Below are 22,535 nucleotides of genomic sequence, written 5' to 3'. Positions count from 1 at the left end.
GGAGATCCGACATGCAAAAGATTCGTCGTGACGACGAGATCATCGTGATCGCCGGCAAAGACAAAGGTAAGCGCGGTAAGGTGCTGAAGGTTCTTGCTGACAACCGTCTGGTTGTTGGTGGTCTGAACCTGGTCAAGCGCCATACCAAGCCTAACCCGATGTCGGGCGTACAAGGCGGTATCGTCGAGAAAGAAGCGCCACTGCACGCTTCCAACGTCGCCATCTTCAACGGCGAAACCAACAAGGCTGACCGCGTTGGTTTCAAAGTAGAAGACGGTAAGAAAATTCGTGTCTTCAAGTCGACCCAAAAAGCGGTTGATGCTTGAACACTGCTAGGTAGAAGACCATGGCACGACTAAAAGAGCTTTACCGGAAGGAAATCGCTCCGAAACTTAAGGAAGAACTTAAGCTTTCGAACGTGATGGAAGTTCCGCGCGTTACCAAGATCACCCTGAACATGGGTCTGGGCGAAGCGATCGGCGACAAAAAAGTCATCGAACACGCTGTTGCTGACCTGGAAAAGATCACCGGCCAGAAAGTCGTTGTGACCTACGCTCGTAAATCCATCGCTGGCTTTAAAGTCCGTGAAGGATGGCCGATCGGCGTCAAAGTGACCCTGCGCCGTGAGCGTATGTACGAGTTCCTGGATCGTCTGCTGTCGATCTCCCTGCCTCGGGTTCGCGACTTCCGCGGCCTGAATGCCAAGTCCTTCGATGGTCGTGGCAACTACAGCATGGGCGTGAAAGAGCAGATCATTTTCCCGGAAATCGACTACGACAAGATCGATGCTCTCCGCGGTCTGGACATTACCCTGACCACCACTGCCAAGAACGATGACGAAGGCCGCGCTCTGCTGCGTGCTTTCAAATTCCCGTTCCGCAACTGATTGGAGTAGGAAAATGGCCAAGAAGAGCATGAAAAACCGTGAGCTGAAGCGTCAGCTCACCGTTGCCAAGTACGCCACCAAGCGTGCAGCGCTGAAAGCTATCATCGTCGATCTGAACGCAAGTCCAGAAGCGCGTTGGGAAGCTACCGTAGCTCTGCAGAAGCAACCACGTGACGCGAGCGCTTCGCGCATGCGTAACCGTTGCCGCCTGACTGGTCGTCCGCACGGCGTTTACCGCAAGTTCGGCCTGGGCCGTAACAAACTGCGTGAAGCGGCAATGCGTGGTGACGTACCAGGTCTGGTTAAAGCCAGCTGGTAAGCACTGTCAATGTCGGGGTGGTCGGGATTGCAAGATCCTGACCACTGGTGACCTTGAACTTGAATCAAGCCCCTTTTGGGGCTTGATTCATTTGTGGGGTGTGTCTAGAATACCCGGCTCGCCTGAGCCCGTGCTTTTTTTGCGCGGTTGTATTCGGCGACACGTAGTAGCCGCAAGGCTAATTTTTTGTGTATTAGGAGCATCTAGCCCATGAGTATGCAGGACCCGTTAGCGGACATGCTAACTCGAATCCGTAATGCCCAGATGGCTGAAAAGTCCGTCGTAAGCATGCCATCTTCTACTTTGAAGGTAGCTGTTGCCAAAGTCCTGAAGGACGAAGGTTACATTGCGGGTTATCAGATCAGCAGCGAAATCAAGCCACTGCTGTCCATCGAGCTGAAGTACTTCGAAGGCCGTCCGGTCATCGAGGAAGTGAAGCGCGTTAGCCGTCCAGGCCTGCGTCAGTACAAGTCCGTCGATGATCTGCCAAAAGTTCGTGGCGGTCTCGGTGTGTCTATCGTCTCCACCAACAAGGGTGTGATGACTGATCGTGCTGCGCGCGCTGCCGGTGTCGGCGGCGAAGTTCTTTGCACTGTGTTCTAAGGGGGGATAAGCATGTCTCGCGTCGCTAAGAACCCCGTTAAGCTGCCAGCCGGTGTCGAAGTCAAATTCGCAGGCCAACAGCTTTCGGTGAAGGGTGCCAAGGGCACTCTCGAACTGAACGTCCATTCGTCCGTTGAGATCGTTGAAGAAGCTGGTGAGCTGCGTTTCGCTGCTCGCAATGGCGATCAACAAACTCGCGCAATGGCCGGTACCACTCGTGCGTTGGTAAACAACATGGTCCAGGGCGTAAGCCAAGGCTTCGAGCGCAAGCTCCAGCTGGTCGGTGTTGGTTACAAAGCGCAAGCAAAAGGCACAGTGCTGAACCTGGCTCTTGGCTTCTCGCACCCAGTGGATTATGAACTGCCGGAAGGCATCACCGCTGAGACTCCTAGCCAGACCGATATCCTGATCAAGGGCATCGATAAGCAGCTGGTAGGTCAAGTGGCCGCCGAGATCCGCGACTTCCGTCCACCAGAGCCGTACAAAGGCAAAGGTGTGCGCTACGCGGACGAAGTCGTCCGTCGTAAAGAAGCCAAGAAGAAGTAGGGCATAGCAAATGACCGACAAAAAAGTTACTCGACTGCGTCGCGCTCGCAAAGCACGCCTGAAAATGCACGAACTCGAAGTCGTGCGTCTCTGCGTGTTCCGCTCGTCGCAGCACATCTACGCCCAGGTCATTTCGGCCGACGGCAACAAAGTCCTGGCAAGTGCCTCGACTTTGGACAAAGAACTGCGTGATGGTGCCACTGGCAACATCGACGCGGCCACTAAGGTTGGCCAGCTGGTCGCTACGCGTGCAAAAGCCGCTGGCGTCTCGCAGGTGGCTTTCGACCGCTCTGGCTTCAAGTACCACGGCCGCGTCAAGGCGCTGGCTGATGCTGCTCGTGAAGCTGGGCTGGAGTTCTAAGTTATGTCAAATAACGACCAAAAGCGCGACGAAGGCTACATCGAGAAGCTGGTTCAAGTTAACCGCGTAGCCAAAACCGTTAAAGGCGGCCGTATCTTCACTTTCACCGCGTTGACCGTGGTGGGTGATGGTAAAGGGCGTGTTGGCTTCGGCCGTGGCAAGTCGCGTGAAGTGCCTGCTGCGATCCAGAAGGCAATGGAAGCTGCTCGCCGCAACATGATCCAGGTTGATCTGAACGGCACTACCCTGCAGTACTCGACGAAGTCCGCTCACGGCGCTTCGAAGGTCTACATGCAGCCTGCTTCTGAAGGTACCGGTATCATCGCTGGCGGCGCTATGCGTGCCGTTCTCGAAGTTGCTGGCGTTCAGAACGTTCTGGCCAAGTGCTACGGCTCGACTAACCCGGTAAACGTGGTTCACGCCACTTTCAAGGGTTTGAAGGCTATGCAATCTCCTGAATCCATTGCCGCCAAGCGTGGCAAAAGCGTCAAGGAGATCTTCTGATCATGGCTACCGTAAAAGTAACGCTGATCAAAAGCATGACCGGCCGTATCCCTAACCACAAACTGTGCGTTAAGGGTCTGGGTCTGCGTCGCATCGGTCACACTGTAGAAGTCCAGGATACTCCCGAGAATCGCGGGATGATCAACAAGGCTTACTACATGCTGCGTGTCGAGGGTTAATCGATGAAACTCAATGATCTGAGTCCAGCGCCGGGTTCCCGTCGCGAAAAGCATCGTCCGGGCCGTGGTATCGGTAGTGGTTTGGGTAAAACCGGTGGCCGTGGCCACAAAGGTCAGACCTCCCGCTCCGGTGGCACCATTGCTCCAGGCTTTGAAGGCGGTCAACAGCCGCTGCATCGTCGCCTGCCGAAATTCGGTTTCGTTTCCCTGAAAGCCATGGACCGCGCAGAAGTGCGTCTGTCCGAGCTGGCTAAAGTGGAAGGCGACATCGTCACCGTGCAGTCCTTGAAAGATGCCAACGTGATCAACGTCAACGTACAGCGCGTGAAAATCATGCTGTCCGGTGAAGTGACTCGCGCTGTAACCATCGGAAAGGGAATCGGCGCCACCAAAGGTGCGCGTGCGGCTATCGAAGCAGCTGGCGGCAAGTTCGAGGAATAAATGGCTAAGCAAGGTGCTCTCTCTGCGCTCGGCAAAGGCGGTATGTCTGAACTCTGGGCTCGTCTGCGTTTTCTGTTCCTGGCGATTATCGTCTACCGAATAGGCGCACACATCCCGGTTCCAGGTATCAACCCGGACCGACTCGCGGACCTGTTTCGACAGAATGAGGGGACCATTCTTAGCTTGTTCAACATGTTTTCCGGCGGCGCGCTGGAGCGGATGAGTATCTTTGCACTGGGGATCATGCCGTACATTTCGGCATCGATCATCATGCAGCTGATGACCGCCGTCAGCCCGCAGCTGGAACAGTTGAAGAAGGAAGGTGAAGCTGGCCGTCGCAAGATCAGCCAGTACACCCGCTACGGCACTGTCGTTCTCGCTCTCGTTCAGGCTATTGGCATGTCCATTGGTCTGGCAGGGCAGGGCGTTGCGTTCACTGGTGACTTTGGCTTCCATTTCGTTGCGGTATCCACGTTTGTGGCTGGCGCGATGTTCATGATGTGGCTGGGTGAGCAGATTACTGAGCGTGGTGTTGGCAACGGTATCTCGATGTTGATCTTTTCGGGTATCGTTGCCGGTCTTCCGAGAGCGATCGGGCAGTCTTTCGAGTCTGCGCGGCAGGGTGATATCAACATTTTCGCCCTGGTTGCCATCGGTTTGCTGGCAGTAGCGATTATCGGTTTCGTGGTGTTCATTGAGCGTGGTCAGCGTCGTATTGCTGTTCACTACGCCAAGCGTCAGCAGGGCCGCAAGGTTTTCGCTGCGCAGACGAGCCACTTGCCGCTGAAGGTGAACATGGCCGGTGTTATCCCGGCCATTTTCGCGAGCAGCATTTTGCTGTTCCCGGCTTCGTTGGGTGCCTGGTTTGGTCAGTCCGAAGGTATGGGCTGGTTGCAGGACATCTCGCAGTCGATCGCTCCTGGTCAGCCATTGAATATTCTGCTGTTTAGTGCAGGGATTATTTTCTTCTGCTTCTTCTATACGGCGTTGATGTTCAATCCGAAAGACGTAGCGGAAAACCTGAAGAAGTCCGGTGCCTTTATTCCGGGCATCCGTCCAGGTGAGCAGTCTGCGCGCTACATTGATGGCGTTTTGACTCGCTTGACCATGTTCGGTGCTCTATACATGACGGCCGTGTGCCTGCTGCCCCAGTTCCTGGTGGTTGCGGCAAACGTACCGTTCTACCTTGGCGGGACCTCGTTGCTGATCGTCGTCGTGGTTGTGATGGACTTCATGTCCCAAGTACAATCGCACCTCGTTTCGCACCAGTACGAATCCCTGATGAAGAAAGCCAACCTGAAGGGTTACGGCAGCGGCATGTTGCGCTGAGTACCCATAAGGTTCGAGGAGTTGGTGATGAAAGTTCGTGCATCGGTGAAAAAGCTGTGCCGTAACTGCAAGATTATTCGCCGCGAAGGTGTTGTTCGAGTAATTTGCAGCGCGGAACCGCGTCACAAACAGCGCCAAGGCTGAGTGTGATTGTGCTTCAAGCCCGGTAGCTAGTGCGCTACCGGGTTGATTATTTGTTATTACAGCGATATTATCTCGCGCCCTATTTCTTGGCTTCCGGGGCGTAGGTAGCTGTCAATTGGAGTCCCACTGAATGGCCCGTATTGCAGGCGTTAACATTCCAGATAACAAGCATACTGTTATCTCGCTGACCTACATCTATGGTGTTGGTCGCACAACTGCACAGAAGATCTGTGCAGAGACTGGGGTAAACCCAGCCGCAAAGATCAAGGATCTGAGCGACGAGCAGATTGAACAGCTGCGTGGCGAAGTGGCGAAGTTCACCACTGAAGGTGACCTGCGTCGCGAAATCAACATGAAAATCAAGCGCTTGATGGACCTCGGTTGCTATCGCGGTCTGCGTCATCGTCGTGGTCTGCCAGTACGCGGTCAGCGTACCAAGACCAACGCGCGTACCCGTAAAGGTCCGCGTAAGCCGATCCGCAAGTAATCGCCCCAGCGAATCGACAGGAATTTAATCATGGCAAAACCTGCTGCTCGTCCTCGTAAAAAAGTTAAAAAGACAGTGGTTGATGGCATCGCCCACATCCATGCTTCTTTTAACAACACAATCGTGACCATCACCGACCGTCAAGGTAACGCTCTTTCCTGGGCTACCTCCGGTGGTTCGGGTTTCCGCGGTTCCCGCAAGTCCACCCCGTTCGCTGCTCAAGTAGCTGCTGAACGTGCTGGTCAAGCTGCGCTGGAATACGGTCTGAAAAACCTCGACGTTAACGTCAAAGGTCCAGGCCCAGGTCGTGAATCTGCAGTTCGTGCTTTGAACGGCTGTGGCTACAAGATCGCCAGCATCACCGACGTGACGCCAATCCCGCACAACGGGTGCCGTCCGCCGAAGAAGCGCCGCGTGTAATCCAGGAGATTGTAAAGAATGGCTCGTTACATTGGTCCAAAATGCAAACTCGCTCGTCGCGAAGGCACCGATCTCTTCCTGAAGAGCGGCGTGCGCGCGATCGAATCGAAGTGCAACATTGAAGCAGCACCTGGTATCCACGGCCAACGCCGCGGTCGCCAGTCCGACTACGGCACCCAACTGCGTGAAAAGCAGAAGGTCCGTCGTATCTACGGCGTTCTCGAGCGTCAATTCAGCGGCTACTACAAAGAAGCTGCTGGCAAGAAAGGCGCAACTGGCGAAAACCTGTTGCAACTGCTCGAATGCCGTCTGGACAACGTTGTATACCGTATGGGCTTTGGTTCGACTCGTGCCGAATCCCGTCAGCTGGTATCGCACAAGTCGATCAGCGTAAACGGCAAAACCGTTAACGTTCCGTCCTACCAGGTTCGTGCTGGTGACGTGGTCGCTGTTCGCGAGAAGGCAAAAAACCAACTTCGCATTGTCCAAGCTCTCGATCTGTGTGCCCAACGTGGCCGCGTAGAATGGGTAGAAGTAGACACTGAGAAGAAGTCGGGCGTTTTCAAGAACGTTCCAGCTCGCAGTGATCTGTCCGCCGACATCAACGAAAGCCTGATTGTCGAGCTCTACTCCAAGTAAGGGCTAGAAAATAGGTGCATCCATGCAGATTTCGGTAAATGAGTTCCTGACACCACGCCATATCGATGTGCAGGTTGTCAGTCCAACCCGCGCCAAGATCACTCTCGAGCCTCTCGAGCGTGGTTTCGGCCACACCCTGGGCAACGCGCTGCGCCGCATCCTGTTGTCCTCAATGCCCGGCTGTGCAGTAGTCGAGGCCGAGATTGACGGTGTACTCCATGAGTACAGCGCCATCGAAGGCGTACAGGAAGACGTAATTGAAATCCTGTTGAACCTTAAAGGTCTGGCTATCAAGCTGCACGGTCGTGACGAAGTTACGCTGACCTTGTCGAAGAAGGGTTCGGGGGTGGTTACCGCTGCCGATATTCAGCTGGATCATGATGTCGAGATCGTTAACCCCGATCACGTAATCGCTAACCTGGCGTCTAACGGCGCCCTGAACATGAAGCTCACCGTAGCTCGTGGTCGTGGTTATGAACCGGCAGACTCGCGTCAGAGCGATGAAGACGAAAGCCGCAGCATTGGTCGCTTGCAGCTCGACTCTTCGTTCAGCCCGGTTCGCCGTATCGCATACGTGGTGGAAAACGCCCGTGTCGAGCAGCGTACCAACCTGGACAAGCTGGTTATTGATCTGGAAACCAACGGTACCCTGGATCCTGAAGAGGCTATCCGCCGTGCTGCAACCATTCTGCAACAGCAGTTGGCTGCGTTCGTCGACCTCAAAGGTGACAGTGAGCCTGTGGTTGTCGAGCAGGAAGACGAGATCGATCCGATCCTGCTTCGCCCGGTTGACGATCTGGAACTGACTGTACGTTCGGCCAACTGCCTTAAGGCGGAAAACATCTACTACATCGGTGACCTGATTCAGCGTACCGAAGTAGAGCTGTTGAAGACTCCGAACCTGGGCAAGAAATCCTTGACTGAAATCAAGGACGTTCTGGCCTCCCGCGGTCTGTCCCTCGGCATGCGCCTCGACAACTGGCCGCCTGCAAGTCTTAAGAAGGACGACAAGGCGACTGCCTGATCGTCGTAATCACCGAACGTTGTGTTTGGTAAGGAATGAACCATGCGTCATCGTAAAAGTGGTCGTCACCTGAGCCGCACCAGCTCGCACCGCAAGGCCATGTTCCAAAACATGGCGGTGTCGCTGTTCGAGCACGAGCTGATCAAAACTACACTGCCAAAAGCCAAAGAACTGCGCCGCGTTGCCGAGCCGCTGATCACCTTGGCCAAGATTGACAGCGTTGCTAACCGCCGTCTGGCTTTCGACCGTACTCGTTCGAAAGCTATCGTTGGTAAGCTCTTCAACGACCTGGGCAAGCGTTACGCTACCCGTGAGGGTGGCTACCTGCGCATCCTCAAGTGCGGTTTCCGCGCTGGCGACAACGCGCCTATGGCGTACGTCGAGTTGGTTGATCGTGCTGTCGGCGGTGAAGCTGTATCCGCTGAGTAAGACGTCAGTCTGAAACAAGGAACCGGGCCTCGTGCCCGGTTTTTTGTGGGCGATCGAAAAGTTGGCCATCTCGTACAGTTAGTTATTTTCTATCGACTCGCATGGCGTAATGAATTTGTAGGTGTAACATTTCTGATCAATACTCCTTCTCAGCCGATTAGCCGGCAGTTCAAGACTGAAGAGGAAGAGATCGCATGAGCCAAAATAAGATACTCACTACCGCCAGTGGCGCTCCTGTCGCTGACAACCAGAATTCCCGCTCCGCCGGCCCTCGCGGTCCACTGCTCCTCGATGACTTCCACTTGCTGGAGAAGCTCGCCCATTTCAACCGGGAAAACATTCCGGAGCGCCGGGTTCACGCCAAAGGTTCGGGTGCCTACGGTACGTTTACCGTGACACGCGACATCACCCAGTACACCAGCGCCAAATTGTTCGAATCAGTCGGCAAGCAAACCCCGACATTCCTGCGTTTTTCCACGGTAGGCGGTGAGCGTGGCTCGGCCGACACCGAGCGCGATCCACGTGGTTTCGCCCTGAAGTTCTACACCGAAGAAGGCAACTGGGACATCGTCGGCAACAACACGCCGGTGTTCTTCATCCGTGATCCGCTCAAGTTCCCGGACTTTATCCACACCCAGAAGCGTCTGCCCCAAAGCAATCTGAAAAGCGCTCAAGCGATGTGGGATTTCTGGTCGCACTCGCCCGAGGCGTTGCACCAGGTCACCATTCTGTTTTCGGACCGTGGCATCCCTGATGGCTACCGTCATATGCACGGCTTCGGCAGCCACACCTACAGCTTGATCAGCGCCAGCGGTGAGCGTCATTGGGTGAAGTGGCACTACAAGACCAAGCAGGGCATCAAGAACCTGGCACCGGCAGAAGCTGCGCGCTTGGCGGGTACCGATCCGGACTACGCCCAGCGTGACCTGTTCGAGGCCATCGAGCGCGGCGATTTCCCGAAATGGAGTGTCTGCATCCAGCTCATGACCGAGGCCCAGGCTGAGGCGCACTATGAAAACCCGTTCGATGTGACCAAGACCTGGTCGCAGAAAGAGTTCCCGCTGATCGAAGTGGGCGAACTCGAGCTCAACCGTAATCCGCTGAACTACTTCGCTGAAGTGGAGCAGGCCGCCTTCGGCCCGAGCAATATGGTACCGGGTGTCGGCCTGTCACCGGATCGCATGCTGCAGGGGCGCGTGTTCGCTTACGCCGATGCGCATCGCTACCGTGTGGGCACCAACCACCAGCAACTGCCGGTGAATGCGCCTCGCAGTCCGGTCAACAGCTATCAGCGCGACGGCTCCATGGCGTTTGGCAGCAATGGCGGCGCTGCACCGAACTACGAGCCAAACAGCTATGTGGAGTCGCCTAAGCAAGCGCCTCGCTACGCAGAGCCAGCGCTCAAGCTGAGCGGCGTGGCCGATCGTTACGATCATCGTGAGGACACCGACTACTACAGTCATGCCGGGGCGTTGTTCCGTCTGATGAGCGATGAGCAGAAATCCCTGCTGGTGAGCAACATCGCCGGTGCGATGGCCGGGGTTTCCGGTGATGTAGTCGATCGCCAGCTGCAACATTTCTTCAGGGCTGATCCAGCGTACGGAGAAGCAATCGCAAAGGCGTTGGGCGTACAGCTTAACTAAGTCTAAACGAGAAGCAGAACCGCCCTCATTTGGGCGGTTTTTGCGTTATTTAAGCTGCTTTTCTCAGAATATCTTCGCTTTTATTGCGTCTGGTGAGTGACCTCGCGGTCATGTTGGTTCAAACTACAGACTTTCAAGCAGGGAGATGTAGGGCGATGCAAGGCCACCCAGACGTAATCGATTACCTCAACACGTTGCTGACCGGCGAACTGGCCGCGCGTGACCAATATTTCGTTCACTCGCGGATGTATGAGGACTGGGGATTCACCAAGCTCTACGAACGAATCAACCACGAGATGGAAGAGGAAGCCGGCCACGCCGATGCGCTGATGCGCCGGATTTTGATGCTGGAAGGTACGCCGCGCATGCGTCCCGATGACGTCGATGTCGGCACTTCGGTTCCTGACATGCTCGCGTCCGACCTGCGCCTGGAGTACAAGGTCCGCGCCGCACTCTGCAAGGGCATCGAGCTCTGCGAGTTGCACAAGGATTACGTCAGTCGCGAGATCCTGCGTGTTCAGTTGAATGACACCGAGGAAGACCACACCTACTGGCTCGAGAAGCAGTTGGGTCTGATCAAGTTGATCGGCATCGAGAACTACCTGCAATCCCACGCCTGATAGCAGCGGTTATAAAAAAGCCCCTGTCACCGATAACGTGACAGGGGCTTTTTCATGGGCCGGATTCAGGCCCTGTCGCGCTCGAGCAAAGGCTTGAGATAGAAGCCGGTATGAGACTGCTTCATCTCGGCGACCTCTTCCGGTGTACCCACGGCAATGATCTGGCCGCCCTTGGAGCCGCCTTCCGGCCCCAGGTCCACCAGCCAGTCGGCGGTCTTGATCACGTCCAGGTTGTGCTCGATCACCACGACAGTGTTGCCGTGGTCACGCAAGCGGTGCAACACGTCGAGCAGTTGCTGGATGTCCGCGAAGTGCAGGCCGGTGGTCGGCTCGTCGAGGATGTACAGGGTCTTGCCGGTGTCGCGCTTGGACAACTCGCGGGACAGTTTCACACGCTGTGCTTCACCCCCCGAGAGTGTGGTCGCCGATTGCCCCAGCTTGATGTACGACAGGCCGACGTCCATCAACGTCTGCAGCTTGCGCGCCAGCGCCGGAACCGCATCGAAGAACTCCCGCGCTTCCTCGATGGTCATTTCGAGGGTTTCGTGGATGCTCTTGCCCTTGTACTTGATCTCCAGGGTTTCGCGGTTGTAGCGCTTGCTCTTGCAGACATCGCATGGAACGTAGATGTCCGGCAGGAAATGCATTTCGACCTTGATCAGGCCGTCACCCTGGCAAGCCTCGCAGCGTCCGCCCTTCACGTTGAAGGAGAAACGCCCCGGGCCGTAACCGCGCGAACGGGATTCCGGCACACCGGCGAACAGCTCGCGAATCGGCGTGAACAAACCGGTATAGGTCGCCGGGTTGGAGCGCGGGGTACGGCCGATGGGGCTCTGGTCGATGTCGACGACCTTGTCCAGGTGCTCGAGGCCCTTGATGCTGTCGTGCGCGGCTGCTTCAAGCGTCGTGGCCCCGTTGAGGGCGGTGGCGCTCAGCGGAAACAGCGTGTTGTTGATCAGCGTCGACTTGCCGGACCCGGAGACCCCGGTCACACAGGTCAGCAGTCCAATCGGGATATCCAGATCGACGTTGCGCAGGTTGTTGCCACGTGCTCCCTTCAGGGACAGCGACAGCTTCTTGTTGCGCGGCGTGCGTTTGGCCGGCACTTCGATTTTCACCCGGCCGGACAGGTACTTGCCGGTCAAAGAATCGGGGTGAGCCATGACCTCGGCCGGTGTGCCTTCGGCGACGATGCTGCCGCCGTGTACGCCAGCGCCCGGACCGATATCCACCACATAGTCCGCCAGGCGGATCGCGTCTTCATCGTGCTCGACCACGATCACCGTGTTGCCGATGTCGCGCAGGTGTTTAAGCGTGCCCAGCAGCCGATCGTTGTCGCGCTGGTGCAGGCCGATGGACGGTTCATCGAGGATGTACAACACCCCGACCAGACCGGCACCGATCTGACTGGCCAGGCGGATTCGCTGCGCTTCACCACCTGACAGGGTGTCGGCACTGCGGTCCAGGGACAGGTAGTCGAGGCCGACGTTGACCAGGAACTGCAGGCGTTCACGGATTTCCTTGAGGATCTTGTCGGCGATTTCGCCACGACGACCGGTCAGCTTCAATACGCCGAAGTAGTCACAGGCATCGCCAATCGGCAGGTTGGTCACTGCCGGCAGGTTCTTCTCACCCACCCAGACATGCCGCGCCTCGCGCCGCAGACGGGTGCCACGGCAATCCGGGCAGGGCTGGGTGCTGAGGAACTTGGCCAGTTCTTCACGTACGGAAGCCGATTCGGTTTCGCGATAGCGCCGTTCCAGGTTGGGCACGATGCCTTCGAACGGGTGCGAGCGCTTGACGATGTCGCCGCGATCGTTCAGGTACTTGAAGTCGACGTTGTGCGAGCCACTGCCATGCAGGATGACTTTCTGCTGTTCGGCCGGCAGTTCGTTGAACGGCACTTCCAGGCTGAACTTGTAGTGCGACGCCAGCGAGCCGAGCATCTGGAAATAGTAGACGTTGCGCCGGTCCCAGCCGCGAATCGCGCCTTCGGCCAGGGTCAGTTCGCCATTGACCAGTCGCTTGATGTCGAAGAACTGCTTCACCCCCAGGCCGTCACAGGTCGGACAGGCACCGGCGGGGTTGTTGAAGGAGAACAGCTTGGGTTCCAGCTCGCTGATGGCGTGGCCACAGATCGGGCAGGCGAAGCGGGCGGAGAAGATCATCTCTTCGCCCGGCTCGTCGTCCATCGGCGCAACCAGCGCGATACCGTCCGCCAGTTTCAGCGCGGTTTCGAAAGACTCGGCCAGGCGCTGCTGCAGATCGGCGCGGACCTTGAAACGGTCGACCACGACATCGATCGTGTGTTTTTTCTGCTTGTCGAGCTTGGGCGCTTCGTCCAGCTCATGCAGCTTGCCGTTGATCCGTGCACGCACGAAGCCCTGGGCGCGCAGCTCTTCGAAGACCGACAGGTGTTCGCCTTTACGCTCGCGGATCACCGGGGCCAGCAGCATCAGCTTGCTGCCTTCGGGTTGGGCGAGGACCAGGTCGACCATCTGGCTGACGGTTTGCGCTTCCAGTGGAATATCGTGGTCCGGGCAGCGCGGAATACCGACGCGAGCGTAAAGCAGGCGCAGGTAGTCGTAGATCTCGGTGATGGTGCCGACCGTCGAGCGCGGGTTGTGCGAGGTGGACTTCTGTTCGATGGAAATGGCGGGCGACAGGCCTTCGATGGTGTCGACGTCGGGTTTTTCCATCATCGACAGAAACTGCCGGGCATAGGCCGACAGCGACTCGACGTAACGGCGCTGACCTTCGGCATACAGCGTGTCAAACGCCAGTGACGATTTGCCGGACCCGGACAGGCCGGTGATGACGATCAGTTTGTCCCGTGGCAGGGTCAGGTCGATGTTCTTCAGGTTGTGGGTTCGGGCCCCACGAATCAGGATCTTGTCCAAAGTGGCCTCGCTTGGCGGGCGTCGAAAACGTAGGAGTATACGGCCAAATACTGGATGGATGCACACTATCAAACGAGTGGATTACGCTCTTACATGAAGAGTCTGTCAGCGGGACGCGGCAAAGCGTCGCGAGATACCCCGTCAATCGATGGGACTGGTAGAATCGCGGCCGGTTCACATGAGGTTTTTCCATGCACGATCCCCATAGCGAACGCATGAGTGGTAGCGAGACCCGCGCAGCAAGCGGTCTGGCCCTCGTGTTCGCCTTCCGTATGCTTGGCATGTTCATGGTGTTGCCGGTGCTGGCGACCTATGGGATGGACCTGGCGGGAGCGACCCCGGCCCTTATCGGGCTGGCGATTGGCGCTTACGGCCTGACCCAGGCGATTTTTCAGATTCCTTTTGGCGTCATTTCCGACCGTATCGGCCGCCGCCCGGTGATTTACCTGGGGCTGGTGGTCTTTGCCCTGGGCAGCGTGCTGGCCGCCAGTGCCGACTCGATCTGGGGGGTTATCGCCGGACGCATCCTGCAAGGTGCGGGTGCGATTTCCGCCGCAGTGATGGCGTTGTTGTCAGACCTGACCCGCGAGCAGCATCGAACCAAGGCCATGGCCATGATCGGCATGACCATCGGCCTGTCGTTCGCGGTCGCCATGGTGGTGGGGCCGTTGTTGACCCGTGCCTTCGGTCTGTCGGGGCTGTTCCTCGCCACGGGTGGCATGGCCCTGGTAGGCATCCTGATCGTCGCTTTCATGGTGCCGCGTGCCGCCGGGCCGTTGCAGCACCGTGAGTCCGGCGTCGCGCGGCAGGCATTGCTGCCGACGCTCAAGCACCCGGATTTGCTGCGCCTGGACCTGGGCATTTTTGTGTTGCACGCGATGTTGATGTCGAGCTTCGTTGCATTGCCGCTGGCCCTGGTCGAAAAAGCCGGGTTGCCCAAAGAGCAGCACTGGTGGGTCTACCTGACCGCGCTGCTGATTTCCTTCTTCGCCATGATCCCGTTCATCATCTACGGCGAGAAGAAACGCAAAATGAAACGAGTTTTATTGGGCGCGGTGCTGACGCTGATGCTCACTGAGCTATTCTTCTGGCAGTTCGGCGATAGCCTGCGGGCTCTGGTGATCGGAACGGTGGTGTTCTTCACCGCATTCAACTTGCTGGAAGCTTCGTTGCCATCGCTGATCAGCAAGGTTTCACCGGCGGGCGGCAAGGGTACGGCGATGGGGGTCTATTCCACCAGCCAGTTCCTCGGATCGGCACTGGGCGGGATACTCGGCGGCTGGATGTTCCAGCACGGCGGCCTGTCGGTTGTGTTCCTTGGATGCGCCGGTCTGGCTGCCCTCTGGCTGGCCTTTGCTGTTACCATGCGCGAACCTCCCTACGTGACGAGCCTGCGCTTGCCGTTGTCGCCCGAGGCGATCCGCGAAGCGGGTCTGGTCGAGCGCCTTTTGGCCGTGGTAGGGGTAACAGATGCAGTGATCGTTGCCGATGAAGCGGCGATTTACATCAAATTGGACACCGAACTATTGGATCGCACCACCCTCGAGCGTCTGGTGAACAACCCGGCCGCGACAGCGTGCGAAGCCTAGGAGAACGTTATGGCCCGTGGGGTTAACAAAGTCATATTGGTCGGCACTTGCGGCCAGGATCCCGAAGTTCGCTACCTGCCTAACGGTAACGCCGTGACCAACCTGAGTCTGGCGACCAGCGAACAATGGACCGACAAGCAAACTGGTCAGAAAGTCGAAAAAACCGAATGGCACCGTGTGTCGATGTTCGGCAAGGTGGCGGAAATCGCCGGTGAATACCTGCGTAAAGGTTCGCAGGTCTATATCGAAGGCAAACTGCAGACCCGCGAGTGGGAAAAAGACGGTATCAAACGTTACACCACCGAAATCGTGGTCGACATGCAAGGCACCATGCAACTGCTGGGCGGCCGTCCACAACAGGGCGACCAACAGGGCGGTGGCAACAACTACCAGCAATCCGCGCCACGCCAGCAGGCACCGCGTCCGCAGCAGTCGGCACCGCAACAGTCGCGCCCGGCGCCTCAGCAGGCCGCTCCACAGCCAGCTCCGGATTTCGACAGCTTCGATGACGATATTCCGTTCTGATCGACCGTTACACTTGATCTGAACCCAAAGGCCCGGCGCTGACAGCGTCGGGCCTTTTTTGTGGGCGTCAGCGGGGTAGCGGGTGCCGGTGCAACCTCAATGGCTGGCCGCGAGAAACTCGTCGGTAGACACCACGGTGGCATAGGCGAAGCCCAGCGCCGCCATGAACGCGGCATGGACGTGTGCAGCCGGGACGGTGAGGCCGTTGAACTCCAGGTCGCGTGAGGCACAGGCGTCGTGGATCACGGTGACGCTGTAGCCAAGGTCATTGGCGGCCCGGGTGATGCCATCGATGCACATGTGGCTCATGCTGCCGACCACCACCAGTTCCTTGATACCTTGCTCGTCGAGGATCGACTTCAGCTCGGTTTCGCGGAACGAGTTGACGAAGTGCTTGAGCACGACCGGCTCTTCGGCACGGTTGAGCACCTTGGGATGCAGCTTCGCGCCTTCCGAGCCGGGGGTGAAGAACGGCGCGTCGTGGGAGGTGAATTCGTGGCGGATGTGCACCACGTTATCGCCGGCCGCACGAAAGGCTTCGATCAGGCGGGCGGCTTTGTCTGCCGCGGCGTCGGCACCGACCAGCGGCCACTTGCCTTGTGGGAAGTAGTCGTTTTGGATATCAACTACGATGAGTGCTTGCTTGGCCATGACGGTTTCCTTGTTGTGCTGATTGGGTGTGCAATGAAGTATCGGGGCTGGCCGGGTCTGCGAGGATTGGCCGCACCGACAATAGAGAGGGGAAAACTGACAATGGACGCACAAAGGCCGATCGCCGAGCTGGGCGTACTGATCTACCCTGGCGCGCAGATGGCGGCGGTGCACGGCTTGACGGATCTGTTCGGTGTAGCCAACCGGATTGCCGCCGACCATCAGGCGCAGGCGTTGCCGTTGCTGCGGGTCAGCCATTGGCAGGTGGAGGAGGCCGGGGTGCCCGCACGGGTCTACGACAGTTCTCCGGCGGCGGACGAAGGCTTGGTGGCGCTGCTGATTCCGCCGTCGATTGGCGGTTTTTCCGAAGGCCAGGCGCCACCGGAGCTGCTGCGCTGGATTCGTCAGCAACACGCTCAGGGGGCGACCGTCGGCGGTGTCTGCGTGGGTTCGATTCTTTTGGCCGAAAGCGGCTTGCTCGACGGGCGCAGCGCCACCACTCACTGGACCTCGGCCAAGGCTTTCGCCGAGCGTTATCCAGCGGTCAGGCTCAAGGCCGATACGCCGATTGTCGACGATGGCGACCTGATCACCACGGCCGGGCTGATGGCGTGGTCCGAATTGGGCCTGCGCCTGGTCGACCGCCTGCTGGGGCCGAGCATTGCCACCGGCACCGCGCGGTTCCTGGTGGTGGAACACAGCGACAGCGCCAGCGAGTGTGGCAGCAACTTCGCGCCGATCCTCAGCCACGGCGACGCCTCGATTCTCAGGGTGCAGCATTGGCTGCAAAGCACCGGGGCCACCGATGTCTCGCTGCCGGCGATGGCCGAACGGGCAGGGTTGGAGGAGCGAACCTTCCTGCGCCGGTTTCGCGCAGCCACCGGGCTGAAACCCACCGAGTACTGCCAGCATCTGCGGGTCGGCAAGGCTCGGGAGATGCTGGAGTTCACCAACGGCACCATCGACCACATCGCCTGGACCGTGGGGTATCAAGACCCGAGCGCCTTTCGCGCGACGTTCAGGAAAATCACCGGGCTGGCGCCGAGTGATTACCGTTCGAGGTTTGGGGTGACGCCCACTGCGGCGCCTCGATAGTTGCATCGAGACATGCCCCCTTTCGCGAGCAGGCTCGCTACCACCGGGGAACCTTGAGTTTCAATCGTGCAAAATGCAAGGAATGAACGAGGTGTCGTGCAGAATAAAACGGGCGCGACGCCAGGCGATTACCGCAACGGCCTGATTTGCAGCGTGTTTCCCGGCCCCGGCGCTTGGCCTGATCTCTGCAACCCTCCATTGACATTCATCCAGTGCCGATTGAAGGGGGATGCATGACCCCAACGAACCGCAAGAAACTGGTGGTCGCCCATTCGGTGCGGCCTGATGCTGCGCAGCATGAAGTCGAGACCAATCGCGCGCTCGCCCGATGGCTGGCGCAGATCCTGGGCTTCAAGTATGGCGGCAGCTATGACCCCGACCGCCACCAGGGGCGCGATCTGTACCTGTTGCCGACGCAGACCCTGGTCGGTGCCGCTGCCGCCCGGCAACTGGGTGTCAAAGGGCCGGAGGATCTGTGGGGCGGTTATGTCGAGCATGATTTCATTTGCACCAAGGCCATCAGTCACGGCCTGCGCGACAAAAATGCATTCGCCCCGCTCGGTTGGTCATCGTTGTTTTCCGAGCGGGTGCGTGGCGTGGTGCTGGACGGCCTGAGCGTGTTTTCCTTCGATGATGCACGGTCTGCGGCAGAGCACTTGCTCTACACCGGCCCGATTCGCCTCAAGCCGATTCATGCCTGTGCCGGACGCGGTCAGGAAGTGATCAAGAGCCTGGATCAGTTCGACGCCGTGCTCGCCAGGCCCGAAGCCCGGACGTTGTTTACCGAGGGCGTGGTGCTCGAGCAGGACCTGAGCGAGGTGGTCACTCACAGCGTCGGCCAGAGCTTCATCGGCGACATGGTGCTGAGTTACTGCGGTGATCAATACCTGACCCGCGATGCCCACGATGAGGAAGTCTACGGCGGTTCGAACCTGGTTGTGGTGCGAGGGCATTACGACAATTTGCTCGAGTTGGAGTGGCCCGACGATGTGCGCCTGGCGATCCATCAAGCGCAGGTGTTCGACCGGGCGGCGGATGAGGCCTACCCTGGTTTCTACGCCTCGCGGCGCAACTACGACATCGCCCAGGGTCTGGACGCCAACGGCAAGCGCCGCAGCGGTGTGCTGGAGCAATCCTGGCGAATGGGCGGTGCCAGCAGCGCGGAAGTGGCGGCGTTGCAGAGTTTCATCAACGACCCGCAAATGCGCGCGATCCGCGTTTCTTCGGTGGAAACCTATATCGATCAGGCGCTGCCGGCGGATGCCATCGAGGTGTATCGCGGGCCGGCGCACAACAGCGACTTCCTCCTCAAGTATGTAACGGTCCAATCCTATGACGGCTAGAAGCGAAAGCATTCAAATCGACATCGACGATGAACAGATGAGCGGGACCTTTCTCAGTCCCAAATCCAAAGTGCCCGGTGTGCTTTTCGTGCACGGCTGGGGTGGCAGTCAGGAGCGTGACCTCGAGCGGGCCAAAGGCATCGCCGGCCTGGGCTGCGTGTGCCTGACCTTCGATCTGCGCGGGCACACCGGCGGTACCGGCATTCCGCTGACGCGGGTCACTCGCGAAGATAACCTGCGCGACCTGCTGGCGGCGTACGACCGGTTGCTGGCGCATCCGGCGCTCGATACCTCGGCGATTGCCGTGGTCGGCACCAGCTACGGCGGTTACCTGGCGTCGATCCTGACGTCCCTGCGCCCGGTCCGTTGGCTGGCGCTGCGGGTGCCGGCGCTGTATCGCGATGAACAATGGCACACCCCCAAGCGTGAGCTGGACAAGCTGGACCTGCGCGATTACCGCAGCACGCTGGTGCGCGCCGACAGCAACCGTGCGCTGCATGCCTGTGCGCAATTCACCGGGGATGTGCTGCTGGTGGAATCCGAGACCGACGACTACGTGCCCCACGCGACGATCATGAGTTACCGTGCCGCGTGCCAGCAGACGCATTCGCTGACCCACCGGATCATCGACGGCGCCGACCACGCGTTGAGCGAGCCGGTTTCGCAGCAGGCGTATACCTCGATCCTGGTGGACTGGATTACCGAGATGGTGGTGGGGGAGCGGTTGAGCATCATTCAGTCGAAATGAGGTTGGCCTGCCTGGCGCCTTGCGGGCAGGCGCGCTCCCACAGGTCAACCGGCGATGGCCTCGCCATCACATCACTCGGGCTTTTTGGCAATTCGCAGCGACTTGGCCTTTGCTTCGACCACCAGGTACATCACCAGTGTGATCAGCAACGGCAGAATGAAGTAGATCGCCCGATACGCCAGCAACCCCGCCACCAGGCTGCCCCGCGATGCTTCGTGCTGCAGCAACGCGACAAACACCGCTTCCAGCACGCCGAGCCCCGCCGGAATGTGCGTGATGACCCCGGCGATGGCGCTGATCAGCAACACCCCGAGTACCAGCGGGTAATCCAGTTTGCTCGGCAGCAGGGTGAAGATCACCGCCGCCATCAGCGACCAGTTCAGCGCGCCGAGAAGCAATTGCAGGATCGCCATGCGCAGCGACGGCAGGTTGATTTCCACCCCGCGAATCGACCACTCCCGGCGTCTGGAGAACCGACAGGCCGCCAGATAGCCCGCACTCGCCAGCAACAGCAACACGCCTACGCCTTGCAGCGCGTCGCTGCTGAGTTTCCAGCCGGGAGGCATGCGCACCAGGCCGCTGCTGAACACCACGCCGGCAATCAGCATGTAGCCGAACCAGTTCGTCGTCAGGCTCAGCCCGAGGATTTTCGCGATGTTGCTCTTGCTTACGCCCAGCCGTGAATAAAGGCGAAACCGCATAGCGATGCCGCCGACCCAGGCACTGAGGTTGAGGTTGAAGGCGTAGCTGATGATGCCCACCGGCAGGATCTGTTTCCAGGTCAGGTCCTGGCGGATGTAGGTGCGGCCGATCAGGTCGTAGCAGGCGTACACCAGAAAGCTCACCAGCGTCAGCCCGGCGGCAATGATCAGCGTGCGCACCTTGAAGTCGGCCAGGGTGGCGAACACTTCGTTCCACTCGATGCGCTGGGCCAGCAGGGTGAACAGCACGATCAGCGCCAGGAAAAACAGCATCGTCAGTGGCTTCTTCCAGCGCGTCCAGCGTGACGGCGATGCGCTGGGGGCGTGAGCAGGCGAGTGAGTGTCAGCGCGGTCCATGGTTGTCACTCCCGCTGAGATGGGTGAAAGGCTTCAACCGTGGCTTGTGAGCCGGCAGCCAACCGGCCCAGGCCGGAAAATGCCGCAGGAAGTGAAACACCAGGAAGCCCACCGTCATGTGCCAGATCCGCCCGCGCGGAGCCTTGTCCGGGGACATTGCCTTGCAGTGGTGTTCGCTGAGGATTTCCAGGCGCTCGAACAAATCCTGATTGAAGAGGCGGTCGCGGATCAGCACATTGGCTTCCAGGTTCATCGACAGGCTCAGCGGGTCGAGATTGCTCGACCCGACGGTGCTCCAGTCCTCGTCCACCAGCGCCACCTTGCCGTGCAGCGGTCGTTCGCAATATTCGTGGATGCGCACACCGGACTTGAGCAGGTAGTCATAGGTCATGCGCGCCGCCAGTTTGGCCACCAGCATGTCCGGCTGACCCTGAAGGATCAGTCGTACATCGACACCTCGGCGCGCGGCATTGCGGATCTCGCGCAGCAGCCGATAGCCGGGAAAGAAATAGGCGTTGGCGATCACCACCCGCCGTTGCGCCGTGCGTAGGACTTGCCGATAAACCTCCTCGATGTCGGTGCGGTGGTCGCCGTTGTCACGGTAGACCAGGCGCACCTGGCCATCGTGATCGTTGAACGCCAGTTCCGAACGTCGCTGCCGGCGCCGCTGCCACCAATACTTGGCCCGGGCCGGACGACCGCTTTGCAGCAGCGCGAAATGATGAATGTCGGCCACCGCCGGGCCTTGCACTTCCACCGAATAATCCTGCTTGGCCTCGGGGCCGAAGTCGCCCAGGTGATCGGCGGAGAAGTTGATCCCGCCGATGAACGCAATGGTGCCGTCGACCACCACTATCTTGCGATGCAGGCGACGGAACCAGTTGGTGCGAAAGCCCAGGTGCTTGGGGGCCGGATCGAACATCTGGATGCGCACGCCGGCCTCGCTCAGCGCCGCGAGATAACCGGTGGTCAATTCGCCACAGCCAAAACCGTCGAGGCTTGCGGTGACCCGGACGCCGCGCTGTGCGGCCTCGATCAACACCTGCTGCAACTCGTTGCCGACCTTGTCCTCGAACACGATGAAGGTTTCCAGGAGGATTTCCGTCCTGGCCTGGCGCATGGCTTCGAACACCCGTGGAAAGTAGGCTTCGCCGTTTTCCAGCAGTTTCACCCGGTTATTGCCCTGCCAGCCGTATTCGACATCGACCACCCCGGGTTCCCGGACCGGCTGGGCCGTGGACAGGTGTTCCACGGGTGTTTCTTCCAACGGTGCGCTGCTCATAGTTCGATCTCCACCGATAGCGGTGCGTGGTCGGAAAGGTGTGACCAGGGACGTGAGGCCAACACTTGCGGGCGGCAGGCCTTGAGGTTGCGTATGTAGATGCGGTCCAGGCGCAGGGCCGGCAGGCGCGCCGGGAAACTGCGCGCCGGTTTGCCGTGGTGCTCGGCGAACACTTCGCGCAGGCCGCAGGGTTTGAGCAGCGCGTCGGCGCGCTGGCGCCAGTCGTTGAAATCGCCCGCGACGATCACCGGCGCATCGCCCGGCAGTTCGTCGAGACGTTGGGCCAGCAGTTTGAGCTGCGCATTGCGATGGGTTTCGCGCAGCCCCAGGTGAACGCAGATCGCATGCACCTGGGGGCCTTCGCCCGGCAGTCGCAGCACACAGTGCAGGAGCCCGCGGTTCTCGTGACCGCTGATGGACACGTCGAGGTTGTCGTGCTGGATGATCTGGAATTTCGACAGCAGCGCATTGCCGTGATCACCGGCCGGGTAAACCGCGTTGCGCCCATAGGCGAACTGCGGCCACAGGGTGTCGGCGAGGAATTCGTATTGCGGCATTTCCGGCCAGTTGCTGTACCGCCGGGGGTGATGTTCGTGTGCGCCGTGGACTTCCTGCAAAAACACCACGTCAGCCGATACGCTACGGACGGCTTCACGCAGTTCGGGCAGGATGAAACGCCGATTCAGCGCGGTGAATCCCTTGTGCGTGTTGACGGTCAACACCGTGAAGCGACGCACGGCGGCCAGGGTTTGCATCGAGTTGTCGGGGGC

At 59.1% G+C, this 22,535-nt stretch carries 28 protein-coding genes; 23 read left to right on the top strand and 5 right to left on the bottom strand.

The features are described 5' to 3' along the window. Window positions 1-11: 11 nt before the first annotated feature. The 18 genes from rplX (at window position 12) to bfr (ending at window position 10,574) form a co-directional block, all read left to right on the top strand. Window positions 12-326: a 50S ribosomal protein L24 gene (gene rplX / locus IB249_RS27975; RefSeq protein WP_003186046.1), complete on the top strand. Its 315-nt coding sequence runs from the start codon at window positions 12-14 to the stop codon at window positions 324-326. Between the two features lie 20 nt (window positions 327-346). Continuing rightward, window positions 347-886 (top strand): 50S ribosomal protein L5, encoded by a 540-nt coding sequence (gene rplE, locus IB249_RS27970; protein ID WP_192309352.1) that lies wholly within the window; start codon window positions 347-349, stop codon window positions 884-886. 13 nt (window positions 887-899) lie between these two features. Further along, complete coding sequence (gene rpsN / locus IB249_RS27965) at window positions 900-1,205, top strand: 30S ribosomal protein S14 (RefSeq protein WP_003228726.1); 306 nt, start codon at window positions 900-902, stop codon at window positions 1,203-1,205. 210 nt (window positions 1,206-1,415) lie between these two features. Then, window positions 1,416-1,808 (top strand): 30S ribosomal protein S8, encoded by a 393-nt coding sequence (gene rpsH, locus IB249_RS27960; protein WP_003186040.1) that lies wholly within the window; start codon window positions 1,416-1,418, stop codon window positions 1,806-1,808. Between the two features lie 12 nt (window positions 1,809-1,820). Then, a complete protein-coding gene (gene rplF / locus IB249_RS27955; protein WP_025129400.1) occupies window positions 1,821-2,354 on the top strand; it encodes a 50S ribosomal protein L6 in 534 nt (177 codons plus the stop codon). Between the two features lie 10 nt (window positions 2,355-2,364). Next, on the top strand, window positions 2,365-2,715 hold the full coding sequence (gene rplR / locus IB249_RS27950; protein WP_003186037.1) for a 50S ribosomal protein L18: 351 nt from the start codon (window positions 2,365-2,367) through the stop codon (window positions 2,713-2,715). 3 nt (window positions 2,716-2,718) lie between these two features. Beyond that, window positions 2,719-3,219 carry a 30S ribosomal protein S5 gene (gene rpsE, locus IB249_RS27945; protein WP_110965129.1) on the top strand — a complete coding sequence of 167 codons (501 nt, stop codon included), beginning with the start codon at window positions 2,719-2,721 and terminating at the stop codon, window positions 3,217-3,219. A gap of 2 nt (window positions 3,220-3,221) precedes the next feature. After that, window positions 3,222-3,398, top strand: a complete 177-nt coding sequence (rpmD, locus tag IB249_RS27940; protein WP_003176408.1) for a 50S ribosomal protein L30 — start codon at window positions 3,222-3,224, stop codon at window positions 3,396-3,398. Between the two features lie 3 nt (window positions 3,399-3,401). Continuing rightward, on the top strand, window positions 3,402-3,839 hold the full coding sequence (gene rplO, locus IB249_RS27935; protein ID WP_003228720.1) for a 50S ribosomal protein L15: 438 nt from the start codon (window positions 3,402-3,404) through the stop codon (window positions 3,837-3,839). Next, window positions 3,840-5,168 carry a preprotein translocase subunit SecY gene (secY, locus tag IB249_RS27930; protein WP_003228718.1) on the top strand — a complete coding sequence of 443 codons (1,329 nt, stop codon included), beginning with the start codon at window positions 3,840-3,842 and terminating at the stop codon, window positions 5,166-5,168. 27 nt (window positions 5,169-5,195) lie between these two features. Further along, a complete protein-coding gene (gene rpmJ, locus IB249_RS27925; protein WP_002555468.1) occupies window positions 5,196-5,312 on the top strand; it encodes a 50S ribosomal protein L36 in 117 nt (38 codons plus the stop codon). 130 nt (window positions 5,313-5,442) lie between these two features. Next, the gene (gene rpsM, locus IB249_RS27920) at window positions 5,443-5,799 is read left to right on the top strand and encodes a 30S ribosomal protein S13 (protein ID WP_009045849.1); all 357 of its coding nucleotides are present in this window, start codon (window positions 5,443-5,445) and stop codon (window positions 5,797-5,799) included. A 30-nt stretch (window positions 5,800-5,829) separates the two neighbouring features. Next, window positions 5,830-6,219 (top strand): 30S ribosomal protein S11, encoded by a 390-nt coding sequence (rpsK, locus tag IB249_RS27915; protein WP_002555466.1) that lies wholly within the window; start codon window positions 5,830-5,832, stop codon window positions 6,217-6,219. Between the two features lie 18 nt (window positions 6,220-6,237). Beyond that, on the top strand, window positions 6,238-6,858 hold the full coding sequence (rpsD, locus tag IB249_RS27910; RefSeq protein WP_122852423.1) for a 30S ribosomal protein S4: 621 nt from the start codon (window positions 6,238-6,240) through the stop codon (window positions 6,856-6,858). Between the two features lie 22 nt (window positions 6,859-6,880). Then, window positions 6,881-7,882, top strand: coding sequence for a DNA-directed RNA polymerase subunit alpha (locus IB249_RS27905; RefSeq protein WP_003186012.1), 1,002 nt, complete (start codon window positions 6,881-6,883; stop codon window positions 7,880-7,882). 42 nt (window positions 7,883-7,924) lie between these two features. Then, window positions 7,925-8,311, top strand: coding sequence for a 50S ribosomal protein L17 (gene rplQ, locus IB249_RS27900; RefSeq protein WP_192309350.1), 387 nt, complete (start codon window positions 7,925-7,927; stop codon window positions 8,309-8,311). 194 nt (window positions 8,312-8,505) lie between these two features. Next, entirely contained in the window at window positions 8,506-9,954 is a 1,449-nt protein-coding gene (locus tag IB249_RS27895; RefSeq protein WP_192309348.1) for a catalase, read from the top strand. 155 nt (window positions 9,955-10,109) lie between these two features. Further along, window positions 10,110-10,574 carry a bacterioferritin gene (gene bfr, locus IB249_RS27890; protein WP_192309346.1) on the top strand — a complete coding sequence of 155 codons (465 nt, stop codon included), beginning with the start codon at window positions 10,110-10,112 and terminating at the stop codon, window positions 10,572-10,574. Window positions 10,575-10,639: 65 nt separating this feature from the next. Here the strand turns inward: bfr and uvrA are convergent, their stop codons facing one another. Further along, window positions 10,640-13,474 (bottom strand): excinuclease ABC subunit UvrA, encoded by a 2,835-nt coding sequence (gene uvrA / locus IB249_RS27885; RefSeq protein WP_192309344.1) that lies wholly within the window; start codon window positions 13,472-13,474, stop codon window positions 10,640-10,642. Between the two features lie 191 nt (window positions 13,475-13,665). On the opposite strand from uvrA, the gene IB249_RS27880 reads away from it, so the two are divergent. After that, on the top strand, window positions 13,666-15,063 hold the full coding sequence (locus tag IB249_RS27880) for an MFS transporter (RefSeq protein WP_192309342.1): 1,398 nt from the start codon (window positions 13,666-13,668) through the stop codon (window positions 15,061-15,063). Window positions 15,064-15,072: 9 nt separating this feature from the next. Beyond that, window positions 15,073-15,588 carry a single-stranded DNA-binding protein gene (locus IB249_RS27875; RefSeq protein WP_095197174.1) on the top strand — a complete coding sequence of 172 codons (516 nt, stop codon included), beginning with the start codon at window positions 15,073-15,075 and terminating at the stop codon, window positions 15,586-15,588. 96 nt (window positions 15,589-15,684) lie between these two features. Here the strand turns inward: IB249_RS27875 and IB249_RS27870 are convergent, their stop codons facing one another. After that, window positions 15,685-16,239, bottom strand: coding sequence for a cysteine hydrolase family protein (locus tag IB249_RS27870; RefSeq protein ID WP_192309339.1), 555 nt, complete (start codon window positions 16,237-16,239; stop codon window positions 15,685-15,687). A gap of 102 nt (window positions 16,240-16,341) precedes the next feature. Between IB249_RS27870 and IB249_RS27865 the strand changes: the two genes are divergently transcribed. The 3 genes from IB249_RS27865 to IB249_RS27855 all read left to right on the top strand — a co-directional run bounded on the left by IB249_RS27865 (window position 16,342) and on the right by IB249_RS27855 (window position 19,425). Continuing rightward, the gene (locus IB249_RS27865) at window positions 16,342-17,334 is read left to right on the top strand and encodes a GlxA family transcriptional regulator (RefSeq protein WP_192309337.1); all 993 of its coding nucleotides are present in this window, start codon (window positions 16,342-16,344) and stop codon (window positions 17,332-17,334) included. Window positions 17,335-17,567: 233 nt separating this feature from the next. Beyond that, the gene (locus IB249_RS27860) at window positions 17,568-18,677 is read left to right on the top strand and encodes a DUF3182 family protein (protein ID WP_192309335.1); all 1,110 of its coding nucleotides are present in this window, start codon (window positions 17,568-17,570) and stop codon (window positions 18,675-18,677) included. Continuing rightward, window positions 18,667-19,425 carry an alpha/beta hydrolase family protein gene (locus tag IB249_RS27855; RefSeq protein WP_192309333.1) on the top strand — a complete coding sequence of 253 codons (759 nt, stop codon included), beginning with the start codon at window positions 18,667-18,669 and terminating at the stop codon, window positions 19,423-19,425. Before IB249_RS27860 ends, IB249_RS27855 begins: the two co-directional genes overlap by 11 nt. 71 nt (window positions 19,426-19,496) lie before the next feature. On the opposite strand, the gene IB249_RS27850 is transcribed toward IB249_RS27855, so the two are convergent. From IB249_RS27850 to IB249_RS27840, 3 genes are read right to left on the bottom strand one after another with little or no spacing between them, the layout of a single operon-like run. Continuing rightward, complete coding sequence (locus IB249_RS27850) at window positions 19,497-20,483, bottom strand: lysylphosphatidylglycerol synthase domain-containing protein (RefSeq protein WP_192309331.1); 987 nt, start codon at window positions 20,481-20,483, stop codon at window positions 19,497-19,499. Continuing rightward, window positions 20,470-21,765, bottom strand: coding sequence for a cardiolipin synthase ClsB (clsB, locus tag IB249_RS27845; protein WP_192309329.1), 1,296 nt, complete (start codon window positions 21,763-21,765; stop codon window positions 20,470-20,472). The genes IB249_RS27850 and clsB overlap by 14 nt, the downstream gene beginning before the upstream one ends. Next, window positions 21,762-22,520 (bottom strand): endonuclease/exonuclease/phosphatase family protein, encoded by a 759-nt coding sequence (locus tag IB249_RS27840; RefSeq protein ID WP_225607229.1) that lies wholly within the window; start codon window positions 22,518-22,520, stop codon window positions 21,762-21,764. The genes clsB and IB249_RS27840 overlap by 4 nt, the downstream gene beginning before the upstream one ends. Between the last annotated feature and the right edge of the window lie 15 nt (window positions 22,521-22,535).

The sequence above is a fragment of the Pseudomonas sp. PDM04 genome (assembly GCF_014851765.1).
Classification (GTDB): domain Bacteria; phylum Pseudomonadota; class Gammaproteobacteria; order Pseudomonadales; family Pseudomonadaceae; genus Aquipseudomonas.
Note: the sequence above shows the minus strand (reverse complement) of the source record. Positions and strands in the feature narration are given on the sequence as shown.

Coding starts and splice junctions, on each gene's coding strand:
- rplR (WP_003186037.1), top strand. CDS start 2,365: ATGACCGACAAAAAAGTTACTCGACTGCGTCGCGCTCGCAAAGCACGC.
- rplF (WP_025129400.1), top strand. CDS start 1,821: ATGTCTCGCGTCGCTAAGAACCCCGTTAAGCTGCCAGCCGGTGTCGAA.
- IB249_RS27875 (WP_095197174.1), top strand. CDS start 15,073: ATGGCCCGTGGGGTTAACAAAGTCATATTGGTCGGCACTTGCGGCCAG.
- IB249_RS27865 (WP_192309337.1), top strand. CDS start 16,342: ATGGACGCACAAAGGCCGATCGCCGAGCTGGGCGTACTGATCTACCCT.
- clsB (WP_192309329.1), bottom strand. CDS start 21,765: ATGAGCAGCGCACCGTTGGAAGAAACACCCGTGGAACACCTGTCCACG.
- rpsM (WP_009045849.1), top strand. CDS start 5,443: ATGGCCCGTATTGCAGGCGTTAACATTCCAGATAACAAGCATACTGTT.
- rpsK (WP_002555466.1), top strand. CDS start 5,830: ATGGCAAAACCTGCTGCTCGTCCTCGTAAAAAAGTTAAAAAGACAGTG.
- IB249_RS27855 (WP_192309333.1), top strand. CDS start 18,667: ATGACGGCTAGAAGCGAAAGCATTCAAATCGACATCGACGATGAACAG.
- IB249_RS27870 (WP_192309339.1), bottom strand. CDS start 16,239: ATGGCCAAGCAAGCACTCATCGTAGTTGATATCCAAAACGACTACTTC.
- rpsN (WP_003228726.1), top strand. CDS start 900: ATGGCCAAGAAGAGCATGAAAAACCGTGAGCTGAAGCGTCAGCTCACC.
- IB249_RS27850 (WP_192309331.1), bottom strand. CDS start 20,483: ATGGACCGCGCTGACACTCACTCGCCTGCTCACGCCCCCAGCGCATCG.
- bfr (WP_192309346.1), top strand. CDS start 10,110: ATGCAAGGCCACCCAGACGTAATCGATTACCTCAACACGTTGCTGACC.
- rpsD (WP_122852423.1), top strand. CDS start 6,238: ATGGCTCGTTACATTGGTCCAAAATGCAAACTCGCTCGTCGCGAAGGC.
- rpsE (WP_110965129.1), top strand. CDS start 2,719: ATGTCAAATAACGACCAAAAGCGCGACGAAGGCTACATCGAGAAGCTG.
- IB249_RS27860 (WP_192309335.1), top strand. CDS start 17,568: ATGACCCCAACGAACCGCAAGAAACTGGTGGTCGCCCATTCGGTGCGG.
- rpmJ (WP_002555468.1), top strand. CDS start 5,196: ATGAAAGTTCGTGCATCGGTGAAAAAGCTGTGCCGTAACTGCAAGATT.
- IB249_RS27895 (WP_192309348.1), top strand. CDS start 8,506: ATGAGCCAAAATAAGATACTCACTACCGCCAGTGGCGCTCCTGTCGCT.
- rplQ (WP_192309350.1), top strand. CDS start 7,925: ATGCGTCATCGTAAAAGTGGTCGTCACCTGAGCCGCACCAGCTCGCAC.
- secY (WP_003228718.1), top strand. CDS start 3,840: ATGGCTAAGCAAGGTGCTCTCTCTGCGCTCGGCAAAGGCGGTATGTCT.
- rplX (WP_003186046.1), top strand. CDS start 12: ATGCAAAAGATTCGTCGTGACGACGAGATCATCGTGATCGCCGGCAAA.
- rpmD (WP_003176408.1), top strand. CDS start 3,222: ATGGCTACCGTAAAAGTAACGCTGATCAAAAGCATGACCGGCCGTATC.
- IB249_RS27905 (WP_003186012.1), top strand. CDS start 6,881: ATGCAGATTTCGGTAAATGAGTTCCTGACACCACGCCATATCGATGTG.
- rplO (WP_003228720.1), top strand. CDS start 3,402: ATGAAACTCAATGATCTGAGTCCAGCGCCGGGTTCCCGTCGCGAAAAG.
- IB249_RS27840 (WP_225607229.1), bottom strand. CDS start 22,520: ATGCAAACCCTGGCCGCCGTGCGTCGCTTCACGGTGTTGACCGTCAAC.
- rpsH (WP_003186040.1), top strand. CDS start 1,416: ATGAGTATGCAGGACCCGTTAGCGGACATGCTAACTCGAATCCGTAAT.
- rplE (WP_192309352.1), top strand. CDS start 347: ATGGCACGACTAAAAGAGCTTTACCGGAAGGAAATCGCTCCGAAACTT.
- IB249_RS27880 (WP_192309342.1), top strand. CDS start 13,666: ATGCACGATCCCCATAGCGAACGCATGAGTGGTAGCGAGACCCGCGCA.